The organism is Streptomyces netropsis (assembly GCF_014203545.1).
GTDB classification, from domain to species: Bacteria; Actinomycetota; Actinomycetes; order Streptomycetales; family Streptomycetaceae; genus Streptomyces; species Streptomyces netropsis.
This window is the reverse complement of record NZ_JACHJG010000002.1, coordinates 462,425-484,855: the sequence shown is the minus strand read 5'-3', so window position 1 is coordinate 484,855 and position 22,431 is coordinate 462,425. Positions and strand designations below refer to the sequence as shown.

The window sequence follows — 22,431 nt, the reverse complement described above, 5'->3', positions numbered from 1 at the left end:
CGGGTCCCGGTGACCGGGTGGGGTCACGCGCCGGCGGCCGGCAGGGCCCGGACCCACTCCTCGATCGCCCGCGCCGTCAGTGCCGAGTGCTCCTTGGCGAGCGACAGGTGGTCGGCCTCGATCGTGCGCACCTCGTCCACGGGCACCGACGAGGTGTCGAAGATGAGGCCGTTGCAGGGCAGCGAGCACTTGACCAGGAGCTTCGGAGCGGTCGTGGGGGATGCTTCGATGCTGGTCATGGCCATGAACCAGTGGGCCATGGCCGACATCCGCGCACTGTTGAGGTTGACCGACGGGGAGTCGACGTCGGCCAGGTAGAAGCGCATGGTCTGGTCGAGGTCGTTTCCTTCACCCGGCTCGTAGCGAACGCTCGGGGTGTCCAGCAGGACGACCGCCTCGGGACGGACCCCCCACGTCTCCTCCAGCACACCCGCGGCCTGATAGGCGAGCGAGCCGCCGGAGGAGTGGCCGATCAGGACGAACGGCTCGCCGTCACTGGCGTGCAGGGCGCTCTCCGCGACGATTCTGCCCGCGGCCTCGCTGGTGGCGGGCAGCGGTTCACCCGGCGCGAATCCCATGAGCGGGAGCGCGGAGACATGCCGCTTGCCCCGGAAGTGCGCCGCGATACGGGCGTACTGGTGGACGCCCCCGGTGGCACCCGGCGCGCTGACGAAGACCAGACGGGGGGTGCTCGGGCCTTCGGCCAGGGTGACCGGAGCGGACAGCTCCTCCAGCTCGGCCGGGCTCTCGAAGGTGGGCCGGGTGTTCGCGACCGCCCTCAGCAGGCGCATGCCCTCGACCAGCTTGCCGGCCTTCGCCGCGTTGAAGAACAGCCCTTCCACCGTCTCGTCCGCGTGGTGGGCCGTTCGCGCGCCACCGGCCGCCGTGGGCGCGGCTTTCGGATCGTGTTGGTTCACGAACTCGGTGTGCAGCCACCCGGCGAGCTTGACGGGCGTCTCGTTGTCGAACACCACTGAGGACGGCAGTCGCATGCCGAGCACGTCGGCGAGCTGGTTGCGGAGTCCGACGGAGGCCAGCGAGTCGAAGCCGAGTTCGAGGAAGCGACGCTCGGGGTTGATCGCGCTTGCGTCCCGGTGGCCGAGCAGACCGGCGGCGTACCCCACCACCACCTCCATGAAGAGGCTTGCCTGCTCCGCCGTTTCGAGACCTCGCAGCCGCTCCCGCAGCGTGACGGCGGACCTGTCCCCCGCCGTGGCCGCGCGACGCGCGGCCGGGACCAGGTCCCGCCACAGGGCCGGCAGCGCCTGCTGCACCTGCAGTCCCGCGATGTTGACGCGGGCCGGGACGACCGGCGTTTCCGCCCGGCCGATCGCGGCGTCGAACAGGGCCAGGCCCTGTTCCATGGACAGTGGGGGCATACCCGATCGGGACATCCGTTCCACGTCCGACTTGTTCAGGGAGCCGGTCATGCCGCTGCCCTCGGCCCACGGGCCCCAGGCCAGCGAGGTACCCGGCAGGCCCAGCCCCCTGCGGTGCCGGACCAGCGCGTCCAAGAACGCGTTGGCCGCGGCGTAGTTGCCCTGTCCCGGGGCACCCAGCACACCGGAGACGGACGAGTACAGCACGAACGCCGACAGATCCAGCCCGCGCGTCGCCTCGTGCAGGTGCCACGCCGCGTCCACCTTCGGCCGCAGCACCCGCTCCATGAGCTCAGGCGTCAACGAACCCAGCATCGCGTCGTCCAGGACACCGGCGGTGTGCACCACGGCCGTGAGCGGATGCTCGGCCGGCACGCCCGCCACCAGCGCGGCCACCGCGTCCCGGTCGGCCACGTCGCACGCGGCGACGGAGACCTCGGCGCCCAGCGCACCCAGCTCCGCCCGCAGTTCCGCGACCCCCGGCGCCGATTCGCCACGGCGGCTGACCAACAGCAGTCGCTGCACGCCGTGTTCGGCCGCCAGGTGACGCGCCAGGCCGCTGCCGAGGCCACCCGTACCACCGGTGATCAGCACCGTCCCGCGGCCGGCCCACGGGCCGCCACCGTCCACTGCCGGTCCTGCCGGACTCCGCTCGGGCAGCCGTGCCATACGGGCCACGCGGACGGTGTTCGCACGCACCGCCAGTTGCTGCTCGTCCAGGGTGAGCAGGCCGGGCAGCTCCGCGGCCGAGACGAACGCGTCGTCCAGGTCCACCAGCAGGAAGCTGCCGGGGTTCTCGGTCTGGGCGGAGCGCACCAGGCCCCATACCGAGGCCGCGGCCAGGTCCCGGACGTCCTCGCCGTCGAGGGCGATGGCGCCCCGGGTCACGAACACGAGCCGTGAGTTCGCCAGCCGCTCGTCCGCCAGCCATTCCTGCAGCAGACCCAGCACCCAGGTCGTCAACGCGCGCACCGACGCGGGTCCGTCGTCCGCCGCGTCACCCACGACGGGCACCAGGAAGACGTCCGGCGCGACGCCGCTGTCGCCGATCGCCCCGGCCAGGGTGTCCCCGTATCCGGTGATCGACTCGTCGGCCCGGTGCATCGCGTAGGCGAGGTCGAGTTCATCGGCACCGACGATGGCCCAACGGGTGCCCGCCACGGGCGCGGAACCCGTCGGGACCTTGGCCCACTCGACACCGAACAGCGATGCCTGGCCGCCTGCTGCCGCGACCGCCACCCGCTGTTCGCCGGAGAGCGGACGCAGCGTGAGCGACTCCGCCGAGACCACCGGGGCGCCCGCCGTGTCGACGGCCGTGAACGACAGGGAATCCCCGTCCGTGGCGGCCAGCCTGACGCGGAGCGTCGAGGCACCGGAGGCGTGCAGGGTGAGCCCGCCCCACGAACCGGGCACGACACCACCGTCAAAGTCACCGGCGGCCAGCAGACCGGCGGCCCGGACGACACCGTCCAGCAGCGCCGGGTGTATCGCGAAGGTCCCGGTGGACGCCGCCTCTTGGGTGAGCGACACCTCCGCGTACCACTCGCCGTCACGGCGCCACGCGGCCCGCAGCCCCTGGAACACCGGCCCGTAGGCCAGTCCGGCCCGGTCGAGTCGCGGATACAGGTCGGCGAGGTCGACCGGCTGCGCTCCCTTGGGGGGCCACACACCGTCGTCGAGCCCGTCGGCCCCCTCGGTCCCGCCCGTCGGCTCACAGGCGACGAGCACACCGTGGGCGTGCGACGTCCAGTCCCCGTCCACGGCGTCCGTTGGCCGGGAGTGGACGGTGACCGCGCGTCGGCCGGACTCGTCCGCCTCCCCGACGCGCACCTGGACCGAGACCGCGCCCCGCGCAGCGAGGACCAGCGGGGCGTCCAGGGTCAGCTCCGCCACCCGGTCGCAACCCGCCTGGTCCCCGGCCCGGACGGCCAGTTCGGCGAACGCCGTGCCGGGCAGGGTGATCCGGCCCATGACCCGGTGATCGGCCAGCCAGGGGTGCGTGGCCACGGACAGCGTTCCGGTCAGGAGCAGCTCGTCGGAGCCCGCCACGGACATCGCCGCGCCCAGCAGTGGATGCTCGGCGGGTATCAGCCCGAGACCCGCGGCGTCACCGCCGCGCGCCGAGACCGTCGGCCAGAACCGCTCACGCTGGAACGCGTACGTCGGCAGGTCGACGCGACGCGTGCCCGTGCCCCGGAAGAACGCGTCCCAGTCCACCGTGACGCCGCCGGCGTGCAGCTCGGCCAGGGCGGTGACGGCGGTGAGTTCCTCGGGACGGTTCCTGCGCAGGACGGGTACGACGACCACCGTCTCGTCCGCGAGTGTCTCCTGGACCAGAGCCGACAGCACGGCGTCCGGGCCCAGTTCGACGAAGGTGGTCACGCCCTGCTTGAGGAGCGTCCGCGTGCCGTCGGCGAAGCGCACCGCCTCGCGTACGTGCCGCACCCAGTAGTCGACCGAGCACAGTTCCTCGGCCACCGCCACGTCGCCGGTGAGGTGGGAGACCACCGGGATGGCCGGCGTCCGGGGCGACAGGCCCTGTACGACGGCGCGGAAGTCGTCCAGCACCGCGTCCATCAGCGGCGAGTGGGCCGCGTGGCTGACCGGCAGCCTGGACGTCTTGCGGCCCTGGGCCGACAGCCGGGCCGCGACCTCCAGTGCCGCGTCCTCGTCGCCGGAGATCACCACGGACGAGGGGCCGTTGACCGCGGCGAGCGACAGCCGGTCGGACAGCAGCGGCAGGACCTCCTCCTCGGTGGCCTGCAGCGCCACCATCGCCCCGCCCGTCGGCAGCGCCTGCATCAGCCCCGCGCGGGCCGTCACGAGTCGGCAGGCGTCCTCCAGCGAGAACACCCCCGCCACATGGGCGGCCGCGATCTCGCCGATGGAGTGGCCCGCCACGAAGTCGGGGGTGACGCCCCACGATTCCAGCAGCCGGAACAGCGCCACCTCCACCGCGAACAGCGCGGGCTGGATGAAGCCCGTCCGGTTCAGCGGCTCCGGGTCGTCGGCCCACATCACGTCCCGCAGCGGGCGGTCCAACGCCGGGTCCAGCCGGGCGAGGACGGCGTCCAGCGCCTCGGCGAAGACGGGGAAGCGCTCGTACAGCTCGCGGCCCATGCCGATCCGCTGACTGCCCTGCCCGGAGAACAGGAACGCGAGCTTTCCACCCGAGACCACGCCGTGGACCACCGCGGCCGTCGGCTCGTCGGCGGCCAGTGCCGTCAGGGCGTCCACCGCTTCCGCCAGGTCGGCGGCCGGTACGACGGCCCGGTACTCGAAGGCCGTCCGGCCCGTCGCGAGCGAGAATCCGATGTCCGCCGGCCGCGCCTCGGGGTGCTCCTGGAGCCACGACAGCAACCGTGCCGCCTGCCCGCGCAGCGCCTCGGCGGACTTGCCCGACAGCGCCCACGGCACCACACCGGGCTCCACAACGCTGTCGAATGCGGCGTCCTCGTCCGACGGGGCCTGCTCGAGGATCACGTGCGCGTTCGTGCCGCTGATGCCGAACGACGACACACCGGCACGTCGCACACGGCCCGTCTCCGGCCATGCCCTGCTGTCCGTCAACAGCTCCACCGCACCGGCGTCCCAGTCCACGTGCGAGGACGGGGTGTCCAGATGCAGGCTCCGGGGCAGCACTCCGTGCTGTATCGCCATGACCGTCTTGATCACACCGGCGACGCCGGAGGCGGCCTGCGTGTGGCCGATGTTCGACTTCAGCGAGCCCAGCAGCAGCGGGCGCTCCCGGTCCTGGCCGTAGGTGGTCAGGAGCGCCTGTGCCTCGATCGGGTCACCCAGCGTGGTGCCCGTGCCGTGCGCCTCGACCGCGTCCACGTCGGCCGGTGACAGACCACCACTGGCCAGGGCCTGGCGGATCACCCGCTGCTGCGAGGGGCCGTTGGGCGCCGTCAGACCGTTCGACGCGCCGTCCTGGTTCACGGCACTGCCCCGCAGCACCGCGAGGACCGGGTGGCCGTTGCGCCGGGCGTCGGAGAGCCGCTCCACCAGCAGCATGCCGGCGCCCTCCGACCAGGCGGTGCCGTTCGCGGCATCGGAGAAGGACTTGCAGCGCCCGTCGGGTGCGAGGCCGCCCTGTTGGCTGAATCCGGCGAAGTTCGCGGAGGTCGCCATCACCGTCGCGCCACCGGCCAGTGCCAGCGAGCACTCACCGTTGCGCAGCGCCTGCGCCGCGAGGTGCAGCGAGACCAGCGACGAGGAGCAGGCCGTGTCCACCGTCACCGCGGGCCCTTCGAGCCCGAGGGTGAAGGACAGCCTGCCCGAGAGGACGCTCGCCGCCAGACCGGTACCGGCGTAGCCGCCCATGTCGTCCTGCGAGGCCAGCACCAGGTGGACGTAGTCCTGGTCGCTGGTGCCCACGAAGACACCGGTCCTGGTGCCCCGCAGCGAGACCGGATCGATTCCCGCGCGTTCCATCGCCTCCCAGGACACCTCCAGCAGCAGGCGCTGCTGGGGGTCCATCGCCACCGCCTCACGCGGCGAGATCCCGAAGAACCCCGGATCGAAGTCCGCGAGGTCGTAGAGGAATCCGCTCTCGAGCGTCGCGCTGCCGCCCTGTCCGTCGGCGGCCAGCACATCCAGGTCCCAGCCACGGTCGTTCGGGAAGCTGTTGATCGCGTCACCGCCGGAGGCGACGAGATCCCACAGTTCCTCCGGGGAGCGGACTTCGCCAGGCAGCCGGCAGGCCATTCCCACGATCGCCACCGGCTCGTGCCGGCCGGATTCGACCTCCCGCAGGCGCTGCCGGGTCTCGTGCAGATCGGCGGTGACCCACTTCAGGTAGTCGACGAGTTTCTTGTCGTCCGGCATCCTCAGGGAACCTTCCTTGTAAAAATCGACCGGGGCTCAGCGGTCATTCATCCGGCCGAGCTCGTTGTCAATGAAGGCGAACACCTCGTCGGTACTCGCCGCCTCGATGCGTTCCGTCACCGCGAGTCCTCCGGTCTCCGTGCCGGTTTCACTCAACCGGGCCAGCAACTGCCGAAGCCGCACCACGACTCCGGACTTCGTGACCTCGTCGGGGTCGCCCGCCGACAGCGCCGCTTCGAGCCGGTCGAGTTCGGCCAGCGGGGACAGTCCGGTGTCCGGTGTGGAGCCGCCCAGCAGGGCCGCCGCGAGGTACTCGGACACAGCCAGCGGAGTGGGGTGGTCGAACACCAAGGTGGTGGGCAGTTTCAACCCCGTCGCGGAATTCAGCCGGTTGCGCAGCTCAACCGCGGTCAAGGAGTCGAAGCCCAGCCGACGGAACTCCTGGTCGGCCACGATCGTGTCCGGTGTGGGGTGTCCCAGCACGGCAGCGACCTCGGTCCGCACCAACTCCGCCAGCATCTGCGCCCGCTCGTTCTCGCGCACCCCTTCCAAGCGCTGGAGCAGGCCGGCCGACCGCCCTCCGGATGCCGCAGTGCGGCGACGGGTCCGTACCAGCCCTCGGAGAATCGACGGTATCTCACCGGCCGATCGAGAGGAGCGTTCAGCCGTCAGCCCTAGGGAGACCACCAGAGCCTCATTCAGGTCGAACGCCTCGTCGAAGAGCCTCATGCCCTGTTCGAGGGTCAGCGGCGACATCCCGGAACGCGCCATGCGCTCCTTGTCCTCGGCGCTCAGGGCGCCGGTCGTGCCGCTGCCCTGGCCCCAGGGCCCCCAGGCCACCGACATCGCCGCGAGCCCCAGGCCGCGGCGGTGGTGGGCCAGCGCGTCCAGGAACGCGTTGCCCGCCGAGTAGCCGGCCCGGCCGGGGCTGCCCAGCACACCGGAGACGGAGGAGTGCAGAACGAATGCCGACAGGTCCAGCTCGCGCGTCGCCTCGTGCAGGTTCCACGCCGCGTCCACCTTCGGCCGGAAGGCCGTGCCCAGTCGCTCGGGCGTCAGCGAGGCGATCGCACCGTCGTCGCTGACACCGGCTGTGTGCACGACCGCCGTCAGCGGGTGTCCGGCGGGGACCGACGCGAGCAGCGCGGCCAGGTCGGCGCGGTCCGCGATGTCGCAGGCGGCGACGGTGACCTCGGCCCCGGCGGCCGTCAGGTCCGCCACCAGCTCCGCCGCCCCGGGCGCCTTCGGCCCCCGGCGGCCGGCCAGCAGCAGATGCCGCACACCCTTCTCGGCGACCAGGTGGCGGGCCAGCTCACCGCCCAGACGCCCCGTACCGCCGGTGATGAGCACCGTGCCGTCCGCGTCCCAGGTCCGTGCGTCCGGCACCTCCTCCTTGGGCACGCGGACCAGCCGCGCGACCCGGACGGCCTCGTCCCGCACCGCCAACTGGTCCTCGTCGGCGGCCAGGAGAGCGGGGATCGCGGACTGCGGAAGGGTGTCGTCGAGGTCGGCCAGCAGGAAGCTGCCGGGGCTCTCCACCTGGGCGGTCCGCACCAGGCCCCACACCGCGGCGGCGGCCAGGTCGCGCACGTCCTCGTCCCCCACGGCGACGCCGCCGCGGGTGACGAACACCAGCCGCGAGGCGGACAGCCTCCGGTCGGCCGACCACTCCTGCAGCAGCCCCAGCACGCGGGCCGAGACGGCCCGCACCGACGCGGGCAGCGGCTCCGTCGCACCGGCGGGGACGACTGGGACCACGACCATGCCCGGGACGGCACCTTCGCCGTCGAACAACTGCGTCAGCGAGTCCACCCGCCGCACGGACCGTCCGCCGTCCGACTCCAGGGCGTCGCCGAGGCCGAACGGGTCGGCACCGACGACGGCCCACCGGCCGCCGTCGGCCACCGGGGCGTGGGCGTCCGGTGCGTCGAGCCACTCGACGCGAAGCGTCGCCACCCCCTCGGCGGCACCGGGGGCAGCCGTCTCCCCCACCTCGGCCGGGCGCAGGACCAGCGACTTCGCGGAGAGCACCGGGGCGCCCCCGATGTCGACCGCGGCGAACGACACCGCGTCCGCGCCGGTGGCGGCCAGGCGCACCCGGACGCTCGACGCGGCTCCGGCGTACACCGACAGGCCGCTGAACGAGGCAGCCACCAGGCGGTGCTCCGTGTCCTCCGGCATCGCGAAACCGGCGGCCTGGGCCACGGCTTCGAGCAACGCCGGATGCACGGCGAACGCCGCCGCGTCCGTGACCTGCTCGGGCAGTGCGACCTCGGCGAACACCTCGGTGCCGCGCCGCCATACCGCGCTCAGGCCCTGGAACACCGGGCCGTAGGCGACGCCGTCCTCGGCCGACTCGTCGTAGTAGCCGTCCAGGTCCACCTGCTCGGCGCCCTTGGGCGGCCAGGTGGTCGCGTCGAATCCGGCGGCGGCGTCTTCGGCACCGTCGGTGAGTGTGCCTTCGGCGTGCCGCGTCCACGGCGCACCCGTCGCGCCTTCGGGGCAGGAGTACACGCCGAGCGGGCGCCTGCCCTCGTCGTCGGGGGTACCGATCCGCACCTGGAGCTGCACGGCGCCCTGTTCGGGCAGCGTCAGCGGGGCCCGGAGCGTGAGGTCGTCCACCCGGTCGCAGCCGACCTGGTCCCCCGCCCGGACGGCGAGTTCCGCGAAGCCGGCACCCGGCAGCGACACCGCACCGCCGACCCGGTGGTCCGCCAGCCACGGGTGCGTGGTGAGCGACAGCCTGCCGGTCAGCACCACCTCGTCCGACCCGGCCATGACCACCGCGGCACCCAGCATCGGGTGCTCGGCGGACGTCAGCCCCAGGCCCGACACGTCGCCCACCGCGGCCGACGCGCGCGGCCAATAGCGCTCGCGCTGGAAGGCGTAGGTGGGCAGGTCCACCCGTCGACCACCGGTCCCGGCGAAGTACGCCGTCCAGTCGACCGTGACGCCCTGTACGTGCAGCCGGGCCAGTGCGGTGACGGCCGCGGTCTCCTCGGGCCGGTCCTTGCGCAGGACGGGAACCGTCACCGTCCCCTCGGGCACGCTCTCGGCAGCCATCGCCGAGAGTACTCCGTCCGGGCCCAACTCCAGGAGGGTGTTCACGCCTTCACCGACCAGGGTCCGTACTCCGTCGGCGAAGCGCACGGTCTCACGGACGTGACGTACCCAGTACTCGGGCGAGCACAGTTCCTCGGACGTGGCGAGCCTGCCGGTGAGGTTGGAGACCACCGGCACCGACGGTGCATTGAACGACAGACCGCTGACCACCGCGTGGAAGTCCTCCAGCATCGGCTCCATCAGCGGCGAGTGGAAGGCGTGCGACACCGGCAGTCGATGCGTCTTACGGCCCTCGGCCGACAGCTTGCCCGCAATCTCCAGCACCGCGTCCTCGACACCCGAGACGACCACCGACGACGGACCGTTGACCGCCGCGATCGACACCTCGTCGGTCAGCAGAGGCAGCACCTCCGCCTCGGTCGCCTGCACGGCCACCATCGCGCCACCCGCGGGCAGCGCCTGCATCAGACGGGAACGGGCGGCCACCAGGCGGCACGCGTCCGGCAGCGGGAACACACCCGCCACATGCGCGGCCGCCACCTCACCGATCGAATGACCGGCCACGTACTCCGGGGTGATCCCCCAGGACTCCGCCAGCCGGAACAGCGCCACCTCGACCGCGAACAACGCGGGCTGCGTGTAACCCGTCCCGTTCAGCAGAGCGGCGTCCTCGCCCCACATCACCTCGCGCAACGGCCGGTCCAGCGACAGGTCCAGCTCCGCGAACACCGCGTCCAGGGCCTCGGCGAACACCGGGAAACGCTCGTACAGCTCCCGGCCCATGCCCAGCCGCTGCGCGCCCTGTCCCGAGAACAGCACCGCCGGTCGGCGGTCGGCCAGGGCACCGCGAGCCGCCTCGACGACGCCGTCCTCGGAGGACAGGAGCACCGCTCGGTGCTCGAACACCGACCGGCCCGCCGCCAGCGAGTACCCGACGTCGAGCGGGGACGCCGCGGTACCGTCGGCCGCGTAGGACCGCAGCCTCTCCAGCTGGGCGTCCAGCGCCGCCTCGGTCCGGCCCGACACCACCCACGGCACCACACCCGGGACCGCCACCGGTCCCTGGGTCACCGGCGGTTCGGCGGCCGGCGCCTGCTCCAGGACCACGTGCGCGTTCGTGCCGCTGATGCCGAACGACGAGACACCGGCGCGGCGCGCACGGCCCGACTCCGGCCAGGCCGTCTTCTCCCTCAGCAGCTCCACCGAGCCCGCCGACCAGTCCACGTGCGACGAGGGTTCGCTCACGTGCAGCGTGCGCGGCAGCACACCGTGCCGCATCGCCATCACCATCTTGATGACACCCGCGACTCCGGCCGCGGCCTGCGTGTGACCGAGGTTGGACTTCACCGAGCCGAGCCACAGCGGACGCTCCGCGTCACGGTCACGCCCGTACGTCGCCAGCAGTGCCTGCGCCTCGATCGGGTCACCCAGCTTCGTACCCGTGCCGTGCGCCTCCACCGCGTCGACATCGGCCGGGGACAGACCGCCGCCGGCCAGCGCCCGGCGGATCACCCGCTGCTGCGACGGACCGTTCGGCGCCGTCAGACCGTTCGACGCACCGTCCTGGTTGACCGCGGAGCCCCGGACCACCGCGAGCACCGGGTGCCCGTTGCGCCGGGCGTCGGAGAGCCGCTCCACCACGAGCATGCCGATGCCTTCCGACCACGCGGTGCCGTCCGCGTCGTCGGAGAACGCCTTGACCTGGCCGTCCGGGGACAGGCCGCCCTGGCGGCTGAAGCCGGCGAAGCTCGTCGACGTCGCCATCAGGGTGACGCCACCGGCCAGTGCGAGCGAGCACTCGCCACTGCGCAGTGCCTGCGCGGCCCAGTGCAAGGACACCAGGGACGACGAGCACGCGGTGTCCACGGTCACCGCGGGACCCTCGAAACCGAACGTGTAGGACAGCCTGCCCGAGATGACACTGGCCGCGAGCCCGGTGCCCGCGTGGCCCTCCACGTCGTCGCGCGCCTTGAGGACGAGATTGGCGTAGTCCTGCCCGTTGGTACCGACGAATACGCCGGTCTGGCTGCCGCGCAGCGTCGCCGGGTCGATCCCGACGTGCTCGAAGGCCTCCCAGGACACCTCGAGAAGGAGGCGCTGCTGCGGGTCCATCGCCACCGCCTCGCGTGGCGAGATCCCGAAGAAGTCCGCGTCGAACTCCGCGGCGTCGTACAGGAAGCCGCCCTTGCCGGTCGCGCTGGCGCCCTGCCCGCCGCCGGCGAGGAGGTCGAGGTCCCAGCCACGGTCCGAGGGGAATCCCGCGATGCCGTCGCGGCCGTCGACCAGCAGCTCCCACAGTTCCTGCGGCGAGTACACCCCGCCGGGGAAGCGGCACGCCATGCCGACGATCACGATCGGGTCGTCCGTGAGCGCGGCGGGGGTCGCGACGGGAGCGTCCGAGTCCGGCCGCTCGCCCACCAGCTCGGCCACGAGGTGTTCGGCGAGGGCACGAGGGGTGGGGTAGTCGAAGACGAGGCTGGTGGGCAGGGCCAGGCCGGTCGCGCCCATGAGCTGGTTGCGCAGTTCCACGGCCGTCAACGAGTCGAAGCCGAAGTCCCGGAAGGCCTTGTCGCCGCTGATCGCCTCGGCACCGGTGTGTCCGAGGACGGCGGCGGCCCGCGTGCGCACCATCGAAAGCACCAGGGCCAGACGCTCGGCGCCGGTCCCGTTCGTCAGCTGTTCCCGTAGGCCGGACACCGCCGACGCGCTGTCCCGGCGGGCCTCGCGCACGGCCTCCGCCGCCCGGAGCGCTTCGGGCAGCTCGTCGAGCAGCGCGCTCGGCCGGAGGCTCAGGAGCGCCTCCAGTACGCGTGGCTGTCGCAGGTCGGCGAGCACGACCGACGCCGCCGGTTCGGCCACCACCTGGGACAGTGCCGTGATCGCGGACTCGGGGTCCAGGACGGCACCGCCCGTACGCACGTCCGCCCGGTCGGCCATACCGTCGCCCGCCCAGGCCCCCCAGGCGATCGACGTCGCCGGGAGGCCGGCCGCGCGCCGCCGTTCGGCGAGGGTGTCCAGCACCACGTTGGCAGCGGCGTAGTTCGCCTGGCCGGGGTTGCCGACGGCGCCCGCGATCGAGGAGAACAGGGCGAACACCGACAGGTCCAGCTCACGGGTCAGCTCGTCCAGCAGGAGCGCCGGGGCGACCTTGGAGCGGAACACCGCCTCGAACCGCTCCTCGGTCAGCCCGTCGAGCACACCGTCGTCCAGCGTGCCGGACGCGTGCACCACCGCGGTCAGCGGAAACTCCTCCGGTACGGACGCGAGGACGGCCGTGAGGCCGGCCCGGTCGGAGGCGTCGCAGGCGGTGACGGTGACCTCGGCGCCGAGCGCGGTCAGTTCGTCCCGCAGCTCCGGTGCGCCGGGCGCCTCCAGACCACTGCGGCTGAGCAGCAGCAGATGCCGCGCGCCGTGCCGGGCCAGCCAGCGGGCCACGTGCCCGCCCAGCGCACCGGTGCCGCCGGTGATCAGCACGGTGCCCGAGGGTTCCCAGCGCTTCTCGTGCTCACCGCTCGGCGCGGGCACCAGTCGGCGGCCGAACGCGCCCGACGCCCGGACCGCGACCTGGTCCTCTCCGTCCACACCCGCCAGGACGGCGGCGAAGCGCCGTGCCGACCGCTCGTCGAGCGTCTCCGGCAGGTCGACCAGCCCGCCCCAGTGTCCCGGGTACTCCAGTGCGGCGACCCGGCCGAGTCCCCAGACCGCGGACTGCACGAGGCCGGGCAGCCCGTCGGAGCGGCCCACGGACACCGCGCCCCGCGTCACGGCCCACAGCGGGGCCGCGATCCGGGCGTCGTTCAGCGCCTGGATCAGGACGGTGGTACCGGTCAGACCGGCGGGAACACCCGTGGCGCCGCACGTCTCGTCGACCGCCAGCAGGGACACGACGCCCGCGAACTCCGGGCCCTTCTCGGCCAGTTCGGTGAGCCGCTCGGCCAGTCGCGCGCGGTCCTCGCCGTCGACGTCGAGGCGGACCGCGTCGGGGCCGAGCGCCGCGACGGCCGAAGCGACCCACGCGTCGTCGGTGATGCCGACCGAGGTGATCACCAGCCACGCCCCGGAAGGCGCGGCCGAGGACACACCCGTGAGCGGCCGCCACACCTCGTGGTAGCGCCAGGAGTCCACCGCCGACTGCACGCGACGGCGAGTGCGCCACGATGTCAGCGCGGGCAGCACGGCTTCGAGCGAATCGCCGTCGATCTCCAGGCTCGACGCGAGGGACGCGACGTCCTCCCGCTCCACCGCGGCCCAGAACTCCGCGTCCACGGCGTCCGTACCGGTCGCTACGGCGGCGGCGTCGGCCAGTCGCGGCCAGAACCGCTCACGCTGGAAGGCATAGGTGGGCAGGTCGACCCGGCGGGCGGCGGTGCCGGCGAAGAACGCCTCCCAGTCGACCGCGACGCCCTGTACGTGCAGCCGCGCCAGTGCGGTGACCGCGGCGGTCTCCTCCGGCCGGTCCTTCCGCAGAACCGGAACCATCACGGTCTCTTCGGACACCGACTCCGCAGCCATGGCGGACAACACACCGTCCGGACCCAACTCCAGAAGCGTGCCCACACCCTCACCGACCAGGGTCCGTACCCCGTCGGCGAAACGCACGGCCTCACGGACGTGCCGCACCCAGTACTCCGGCGAGCACAGCTCCTCCGCAGCAGCCACCCGACCGGTCAGGTTGGAAACCACCGGCACCGACGGTGCGTGGAACGTCAGACCGCCGACCACCGCACGGAAGTCATCCAGCATCGGCTCCATCAGCGGCGAGTGGAAGGCGTGCGACACCGACAACCGCGACGTCTTACGCCCATCAGCCGACAGACGGCCCGCAATCTCCAGCACCGCATCCTCGGCACCCGAGACGACCACCGACGACGGACCGTTGACCGCCGCGATCGACACCGCCTCGGTCAGCAGCGGCAGCACCTCGGCCTCGGTCGCCTGGACGGCCACCATCGCACCACCCGACGGCAGCGCCTGCATCAACCCGGCACGTGCCGCCACCAGTCGGCAGGCATCCGCCAGCGAGAACACACCCGCCACATGTGCGGCCGCCACCTCACCGATCGAATGACCGGCGAGGAAGTCCGGCTTCACACCCCACGACCGCACCAGACCGAACAGCGCCACCTCGACCGCGAACAACGCGGGCTGCGTGGAACCGGTCTCGTTCAGCAGACCGGCGTCCTCACCCCACATCACCTCACGCAGCGGCCGGTCCAGCAACGGATCCAGCTCGGCAAGAACCTCGTCGAACGCCGCCGCGAACACCGGGAAGCGCTCGTACAGCTCCCGGCCCATCCCCAGCCGCTGCGCACCCTGCCCCGAGAACAACACCGCCAACGGACGATCGACCGCCACACCACGCGCCGCCTCGACCGCACCCTCGGCCGAAGACAGCAACACCGCACGGTGTTCGAATGCCGAGCGTGCCGTCGCCAGCGAGAAGCCGACGTCCACCGAGGCGGCGTCCTGTGCGCCGTCGGCCGCGAACGACCGCATCCGGTCCAGCTGCGCGTCCAGCGCGGCCTCGGACTTGGCCGACACCACCCACGGCACCACACCCGGCACCACGTCCGGGCGCTCCGCCGATGCCGCGACCGGCGGCGCCTGCTCGACGATGACGTGGGCGTTCGTCCCGCTGATACCGAACGACGAGACACCCGCCCGGCGCACCCGGCCCTCCGGCCAGGCCGTCTGCTCCGTCAGCAGCTCCACCGAGCCCGCCGACCACTCCACGTGCGAGGACGGCTCGTTCACGTGCAGCGTGCGCGGCAGGATGCCCTGCCGCATCGCCATCACCATCTTGATGACACCGGCCACACCGGCCGCCGCCTGGGTGTGACCGAGGTTCGACTTCACCGAACCGAGCCACAGCGGACGCTCCGTGTCCCGGTCACGCCCGTACGTCGCCAGCAGTGCCTGCGCCTCGATCGGGTCGCCGAGCGGGGTGCCGGTGCCGTGGGCCTCGACGGCGTCGACGTCGGCCGGGGACAGACCACCGCTGGCCAGCGCCTGCCGGATGACCCGCTGCTGCGAGGGACCGTTCGGAGCCGTCAGACCGTTCGACGCACCGTCCTGGTTGACCGCGCTGCCGCGCACCACCGCGAGAATGCGGTGCCCGTTGGCTTGCGCGTCCGACAGTCGCTCGACGACCAGCATGCCGACACCCTCGGACCAGCCGGTGCCGTTGGCGTCGTCCGAGAACGCCCGGCACCGGCCGTCGTGGGCCAGTCCGCCCATGCGGGAGAACCCGGCGAAGCCCATCGCGGTGGACATCACCGTCACACCGCCCGCCAGGGCCAGTGAGCACTCGCCGCTGCGCAGTGCCTGCGCGGCGAGGTGCAGGGACACCAGCGACGAGGAACAGGCCGTGTCGACGGAGACCGCCGGGCCTTCGAGGCCGAGGGTGTAGGACAGCCGGCCGGAGGCGACGCTGACCGCGAGGCCCGTGGTCGCGTGGCCTTCCACGTCGTCCTTGGACCGCATGATGAGCGTGGAGTAGTCCTGCCCGCTCACGCCGACGAAGACGCCGGTCCGGCTGCCGCGCAGCGCCGCCGGGTCGAGCCCGGAGCGCTCGACGGCCTCCCACGACACCTCCAGCAGCAGGCGCTGCTGCGGGTCCATGGCCAGGGCCTCGCGCGGTGAGATGCCGAAGAATCCGGCGTCGAAGTCGGCCGCGCCGCGCAGGAAGCCGCCCGCGCCGGTGAGGTCACCGCCGCCGATGGCGTGCTGGTCCCAGTCGCGGTCGTCCGGGAATCCCGAGATCGCGTCGCCGCCGGAGGCGATGAGGTCCCACAGGGCCTCCGGGGAGTCCACGCCGCCGGGGAACCGGCAGCTCATGCCGACGATGGCGATCGGTTCGTCGGATGCCGCGGCCTTGGGCGCGGGGGTCCCGCCCGTCGCTTCGGTGTCCGCGCCGACCAGTTCGTCGCGCAGGTACTCCGCGAGCCTTCTGGGGGTGGGGTAGTCGAAGACGAGGGTGGCGGACAGGGCGATGCCGGTAGTGGTCGACAGCCGGTTGCGGAGTTCGATCGCGGTCAGCGAGTCGAATCCGAGCTGGCGGAACTCCCGTTCGGCGGCGATGGCCTCCGGTGAGGGGTGCGCGAGGACGACGGCGGCCTCGGCGCGGACGAGGTCGACCAGGAACCGTAGGCGTTCCTCCTCGCCGAGCCCGGTGAGCTGATGGGCCAGGTCCTTGCGGGACGCGCGCGCGGCGCTGCTCGCCACCGAGCGGCGGCCGGTCGCGACGAGGCCGCGCAGGAGGGCCGGCAGGCCGTCCGCCGAGGGCAGCGCGCCGGGGCCGGAGCCGATGGGGAGCGGGACGACCAGTGCCTCGTCGGTCGTGGTGGCGGCGTCGAAGAGCGCGAGGCCCAGCTCCACCGACAGGGGCGGCATGCCGCCGCCGCTGATGCGGCGTACGTCGCGGTCGTCGAGGGTGCTCGTCATACCGGCGCCCTGCTCCCACGCGCCCCACGCGAGGGACGTCGCGGGCAGGCCCTGGCTGTGCCGGTGGTGGGCCAGGGCGTCGAGGAAGGTGTTGCCGGCGGCGTAGTTGCCCTGTCCGGGGCTGCCCATGACGCCGGCCGTGGAGGAGTAGAGGACGAAGGCCGCGAGGTCCAGGTCGCGGGTCAGCTCGTGGAGGTGCCAGGCGGCGTCGACCTTCGGGCGGAGCACGGCGGCCACGCGCTCGGGGGTGAGTGAGGCGATGACACCGTCGTCGAGGACGCCCGCGGTGTGGACGACGGCCGTCAGCGGGTGCTCCGCCGGGATCCCGGCGAGCAGGCCGGCCACGGCGGCGCGATCGGCGATGTCGCTCGCGACGACGGCCACCTCGGCGCCGAGCGCCGTCAGCTCCTCGCGGAGCTCCGCCGCTCCCGGCGCGTCCGGGCCCCGGCGGCTGACCAGCAGCAGGTGGCGTACCGAGCGTTCCGTGACGAGGTGGCGGGCCAGTTCGGCGGCGAGACCGCCGGTGCCACCGGTGATCAGGACCGTGCCGTCCGGGTCCCAGGCGACGGGATTGGTCAGCACGATCTTGCCGACGTGTTTGGCGAGGCTCATGTAGCGGAAGGCGTCCTTCGCGCGACGCACGTCCCAGGTCTTCATGGGCAGCGGCCGCAGGGCGCCCCGGTCGAACAGGTCGACCAGTTCGGTCAGCATCTGCCGGATCCGGTCGGGGTCGGCGAATCCGAGGTCGAAGGACCGGTAGTCGACGCCCGGGAGGGTGTCGGCGTCGCGGATGTCGGTCTTGCCCATCTCCAGGAAGCGGCCGCCGGGCGCCAGCAGGCGCAGCGACGCGTCCACGAATTCGCCGGACAGGGCGTTGAGGACGACGTCGACGCCACGACCGTCGGTGACGGCGGCGAAGGCCTGCTCGAAGTCGGTGGTGCGCGACGACGCGATGTGGTCGTCGGCGACGCCCAGCGACCGCAGGACGTCCCACTTGCCCTCGCTGGCGGTGGCGAAGACCTCCGCGCCCAGGTGGCGGGCCAGTTGGACGGTGGCCATGCCCACGCCGCCCGCGCCCGCGTGGACGAGGACCTTCTCGCCGGGGCGCAGTCCGGCGAGGTCGACCATGGCGTAGTAGGCGGTGAGGAACACCAGCGGCACCGAGGCGGCGGTCTCCCACGACCAGGCGTCGGGGACGGGCGTGAGGAGCCGTTCGTCGACGACGCCCAGCGGGCCGAAGCCGCCGAACAGCATGCCCATGACGCGGTCGCCGGGGCGCAGGCCGGTGACGTCCGGACCGGTGGCGGTGACGACGCCCGCGGCTTCGGAGCCGAAGAGCCCGGCCTCACCAGGGTACATGCCGAGGGCGTTGAGGACGTCGCGGAAGTTGACGCCGGCGGCCCGCACGTCGACGCGGACCTGACGGCCGGTCAGCGGCTCGAGGACCTCGGGGCAGGGGATGAGGGCCAGCCCGTCGAGGCTGCCCTTGGCGGCGCTGCCCAGCCGCCACGGGGTGCCCGCCGGGGGCACCAGGGCGCCGGCCGACGCGAGGCGCGCGAGGCGGCCGACCCGTACGGTGCCGGCGCGGACGACGGCCTGCGGCTCGTCGGCTTCGAGCAGTCCCGGGAGGGTGGGGAGCAGGGCGGTGGAGTCCGCCGAGTCGTCGAGGTCGACGAGGAGGAAGCGGCCGGGGTTCTCCGCCTGCGCGGACCGCACCAGGCCCCATACGGGCGCCGCGGCGACGTCGGTGACGCTCTCGTCGCCGGTCGCGACGGCACCCCGGGTCACGATCAGCAGCCGGGAGCGGGCGAACCGCTCGTCGGCCTGCCACTCCTGGAGGAGGCGCAGCACGCGGTGGGTCACTTCGTGCGCCGACTCGGGAACCCGGGTGGGGTCGCCGACGACGGGGACAACGATGGTGCCCGTCGCCGTGTCCAGCTCGGTGAGCGTGGCGGCGTGGAGCGGGGTGACGCCCGCGGATGTCAGGGCGTCGGCCAGGGCGAGGGTGTCGTCGCCGAGGACCGCCCAGCCGGTGTGGTCGGTGATCCCTGGCACGGTCTGCGGCACCCAGTCCAGGTGGAACAGCGAGTTCATCTCGTCGCGGCGGGTGTTCGCGGCCGCCGCCTGGGGCGAGGCCGACCGCAGGGTCAGCGAGGTCACCGAGATGACGGGGGCGCCCTCGACGTCGACGGCGACCAGTTCGACGGCGTCCGGGCCGCAGTTGGTGATCTTGACGCGCAGCACGGAGGCGCCGGAGGCGTGCAGGGAGACGCCGCTCCAGGAGAAGGGCAGCAGGCCCCGCTGGTCGCCGTCGGCGCTGGCGAAGACGGTCGAGTGCAGCACCGCGTCGAGCAGGGCCGGGTGGACGCCGAAGGCGTCGGCGTCCTTGACCCGCTGGTCGAGGGAGACCTCGGCGAAGAGTTCCTCGCCGCGGCGCCAGACCGCGCGCAGGCCCCGGAAGACGGGACCGTAGTCCAGGCCCGTCTCGGCGTAGCGCTCGTACAGGCCGTCCAGGTCGACGGAGTCGGCGCCGCGCGGCGGCCACTGCGCGCCGTCGAAGCTCAGCGTCCGTTCGTCCTTGGCGAGCATGCCGGTGGCGTGCAGGGACCAGTCCTGGTCGGGGGCGTCGGCGGGGCGCGAGTGGAAGCGCAGCTCACGGCGGCCGTCCTCGTCCGCGCCGCCCACCTGGATCTGCACCTGGGTGGTGCCGCGCTCGGGCAGGATCAGCGGCGCCACGATGGTGAGGTCCTCGACGGACGCGCAGCCGACCTCGTCGGCGGCCCGGATCGCGAGCTCCAGGAAGCCGGTGCCGGGGAAGAAGACCATGCCGCTGACGACGTGGTCGGCCAGCCAGGGGTGGGTGCGCAGCGACAGGGTGCCGGTGAGCACCAGCTCGTCGGAGCCCGCCATCACCATCGTCGCGCCCAGCAGGGGGTGTTTGGCGGGGGTCAGGCCGAGGCCGGCGGCGTCGCCGGCGCTCATGGACACCTGCGGCCAGAACCGCTCGTGCTGGAAGGCGTAGGTGGGCAGGTCCACCCGGCGGGCGTCGGTGCCGGCGAAGAATGCCTGCCAGTCCACGCGCACGCCGGCCGTGTGGAGGCGGGCCAGGGCGGTGACGGCGGCGGTCTCCTCGGGGCGGTCCTTGCGCAGGACCGGCACGGTCAGGGTGCCGGCGGGGACCGACTCCTGGGCCATGGCGGAGAGGACGCCGTCCGGTCCCAACTCCAGGAGGGTGCCGACGCCTTCGGCGGCGAGGGCCCGGGCCCCGTCGGCGAAGCGCACGGCCTCCCGGGCGTGGCGCACCCAGTACTCGGGGGCGCACAGCTCCCCGGTCCCGGCGAGGGCGCCGGTGAGGTTCGAGACGACGGGGATCGCCGGCTCGGCGAAGGTCAGGCCGGCGACGACCGTGCGGAAGTCGTCCAGCATCGGCTCCATGAGCGGCGAGTGGAAGGCGTGCGAGACCGACAGCCGTGACGTCTTGCGGCCGTCGGCGGCGAGGCGGCCGGCGATGTCGAGGACCGCGGTCTCCTCCCCCGCGATCACCACCGACGACGGGCCGTTGACCGCGGCGATCGACACCGTGTCGGTCAGCAGCGGCACCACCTCGTCCTCGGTCGCCTGGACGGCGACCATGGCGCCACCGGCGGGCAGGGCCTGCATCAGCCGGCCGCGGGCGGCCACGAGACGGCAGGCGTCCGCCAGCGGGAACACCCCGGCCACATGGGCCGCCGCGATCTCGCCGATGGAGTGCCCGGCCACGAAGTCGGGGGTGACGCCCCACGACTCGACCAGGCGGTACAGCGCGACCTCGATCGCGAAGAGCGCGGGCTGGGTGTGGCCGGTCTCGTTCAGCGCCGTGGCGTCGTCGCCCCACATCACGTCCCGCAGGGGGCGGTCCAGCAGCGGGTCCAGCTCGGCGAGCACCGCGTCCAGCGCCTCGGCGAAGGCGGGGAAGGCGCCGTACAGCTCCCGGCCCATGCCGAGCCGCTGCGAGCCCTGGCCCGAGAACAGCACCGCGGACTTCGCCCGGCCCGCGGCGAGGCCCTCCACGGCGCCGGGGGCGGTGCCGTTCGCGGCCCAGGCGGCCAGGGCGGCGCGCAGGCCGTCGCCGTCGTCGGCCACGACGGCCAGCCGGTGCTCGAAGCCCGCCCTGGAGGTGGCGAGGGTCAGCGCCACGTCCGGCGCGGCGGGTCGGGGCTCCGTCTCCAGGCGGGAGAGCAGGGCGGCCGCCTGGTCGCGCAGCGCCTCGGCGGTCCGGCCGGACAGCACCCACGGCAGGACGCCCGGCTGCCGGGCGGGCGCCTCCCGCGTTTCGGGGGCCGCGGTGTCCGCCGGTGCCTGCTCGATGATCACGTGCGCGTTGGTGCCGCTGACGCCGAAGGACGACACACCGGCCCGCCGGGGGTGGTCCGCCTCGGGCCAGTCACGGGCCTCGGTCAGCAGCGAGACGTCGCCCGCCGACCAGTCCACGTGCGACGAGGGCGTGTCGGCGTGCAGCGTCTTCGGCAGGACGCCGTGCCGCATCGCCATGACCATCTTGATGACACCGGCGACACCGGCGGCGGCCTGGGAGTGGCCGATGTTCGACTTGATCGTCCCCAGCAGCAGGGGGCGTTCGCGGCCCTGGCCGTAGGTGGCGAGCAGGCTCTGCGCCTCGATGGGGTCGCCGAGCGGGGTGCCCGTGCCGTGGGCCTCGACCGCGTCGACGTCCGCCGGGGACAGCCCGGCGCGCTCCAGGGCCTGCCGGATGACCCGCTGCTGGGCGGGGCCGTTGGGCGCGGTGAAGCCGTTGGAGGCGCCGTCCTGGTTGACGGCGGAGCCGCGCACCACGGCGAGTACGGGATGGCCGTTGCGCTGGGCGTCGGAGAGCCGTTCCAGGAGCAGCACGCCGACGCCCTCGGACCACCCGGTGCCGTCGGCCGAGTCGGCGAACGCCTTGCAGCGGCCGTCGCGGGCGAGGCCGCCCTGACGGCTGAACTCGACCAGCGAGCCGGGGGTGGACATCACGTTGACACCGCCGACGAGCGCCAGCGAGCAGTCGGCGTTGCGCAGCGACTGCACGGCCAGGTGCAGGGCGACCAGCGACGACGAGCAGGCCGTGTCGACGGTGACCGCGGGGCCTTCCAGGCCGAGCGCGTAGGAGAGCCGGCCGGAGGCGGCGCTCGCGGCGATGCCGGTGCCGACGTCGCCGGTCGCGTCGTCCAGGGACCTGACGGTCAGATAGGCGTAGTCCTGGCCGTTGGTGCCGACGAAGACGCCGGTCTTGCTGCCGCGCAGCCCGTTCGCGTCGATGCCGGCCCGTTCGAAGGCCTCCCACCCGGTCTCCAGCAGCAGGCGCTGCTGGGGGTCGATGGTGACCGCCTCGCGGGGCGAGATGCCGAAGAAGCCGGGGTCGAAGTCGGCGACGGAGCTGAGGAATCCGCCGCGCTGGCTGACGCTGGTGCCGCGGTCGTCGACCTCGCTGGTGTGCAGGGCCTCCAGGTCCCAGCCGCGGTCGGTGGGGAAGCCGGAGATGGCGTCCGTACCGGAGGCGACGAGCTGCCACAGGTCCTCCGGCGAGTACACCTCGCCGGGGAACCGGCAGCTCATGCTCACGATGGCGATCGGTTCGGTGGCGGCGGTGACCAGTTGCCGGTTCTGCCGCCGCAGCCGCTCGGCTTCCTTCATCGCGGCACGGAGTGCTTCGACAACCTTCTCGTTGGTGCTGTTCATGTCT

General features: G+C 73.2%; 2 protein-coding genes. Both read right to left on the bottom strand.

Annotated features, from left to right (window positions below):
- Positions 1–23: 23 nt before the first annotated feature.
- Complete coding sequence (locus FHS38_RS06745) at positions 24–6,209, bottom strand: type I polyketide synthase (RefSeq protein ID WP_184731768.1); 6,186 nt, start codon at positions 6,207–6,209, stop codon at positions 24–26.
- A gap of 36 nt (positions 6,210–6,245) precedes the next feature.
- Positions 6,246–22,427 carry a type I polyketide synthase gene (locus tag FHS38_RS06740; RefSeq protein WP_184731766.1) on the bottom strand — a complete coding sequence of 5,394 codons (16,182 nt, stop codon included), beginning with the start codon at positions 22,425–22,427 and terminating at the stop codon, positions 6,246–6,248.
- Between the last annotated feature and the right edge of the window lie 4 nt (positions 22,428–22,431).

Excerpts from the sequence above, each read along its gene's own strand:
- FHS38_RS06740 (WP_184731766.1), bottom strand. The coding sequence starts at position 22,427 with ATGAACAGCACCAACGAGAAGGTTGTCGAAGCACTCCGTGCCGCGATG.
- FHS38_RS06745 (WP_184731768.1), bottom strand. The coding sequence starts at position 6,209 with ATGCCGGACGACAAGAAACTCGTCGACTACCTGAAGTGGGTCACCGCC.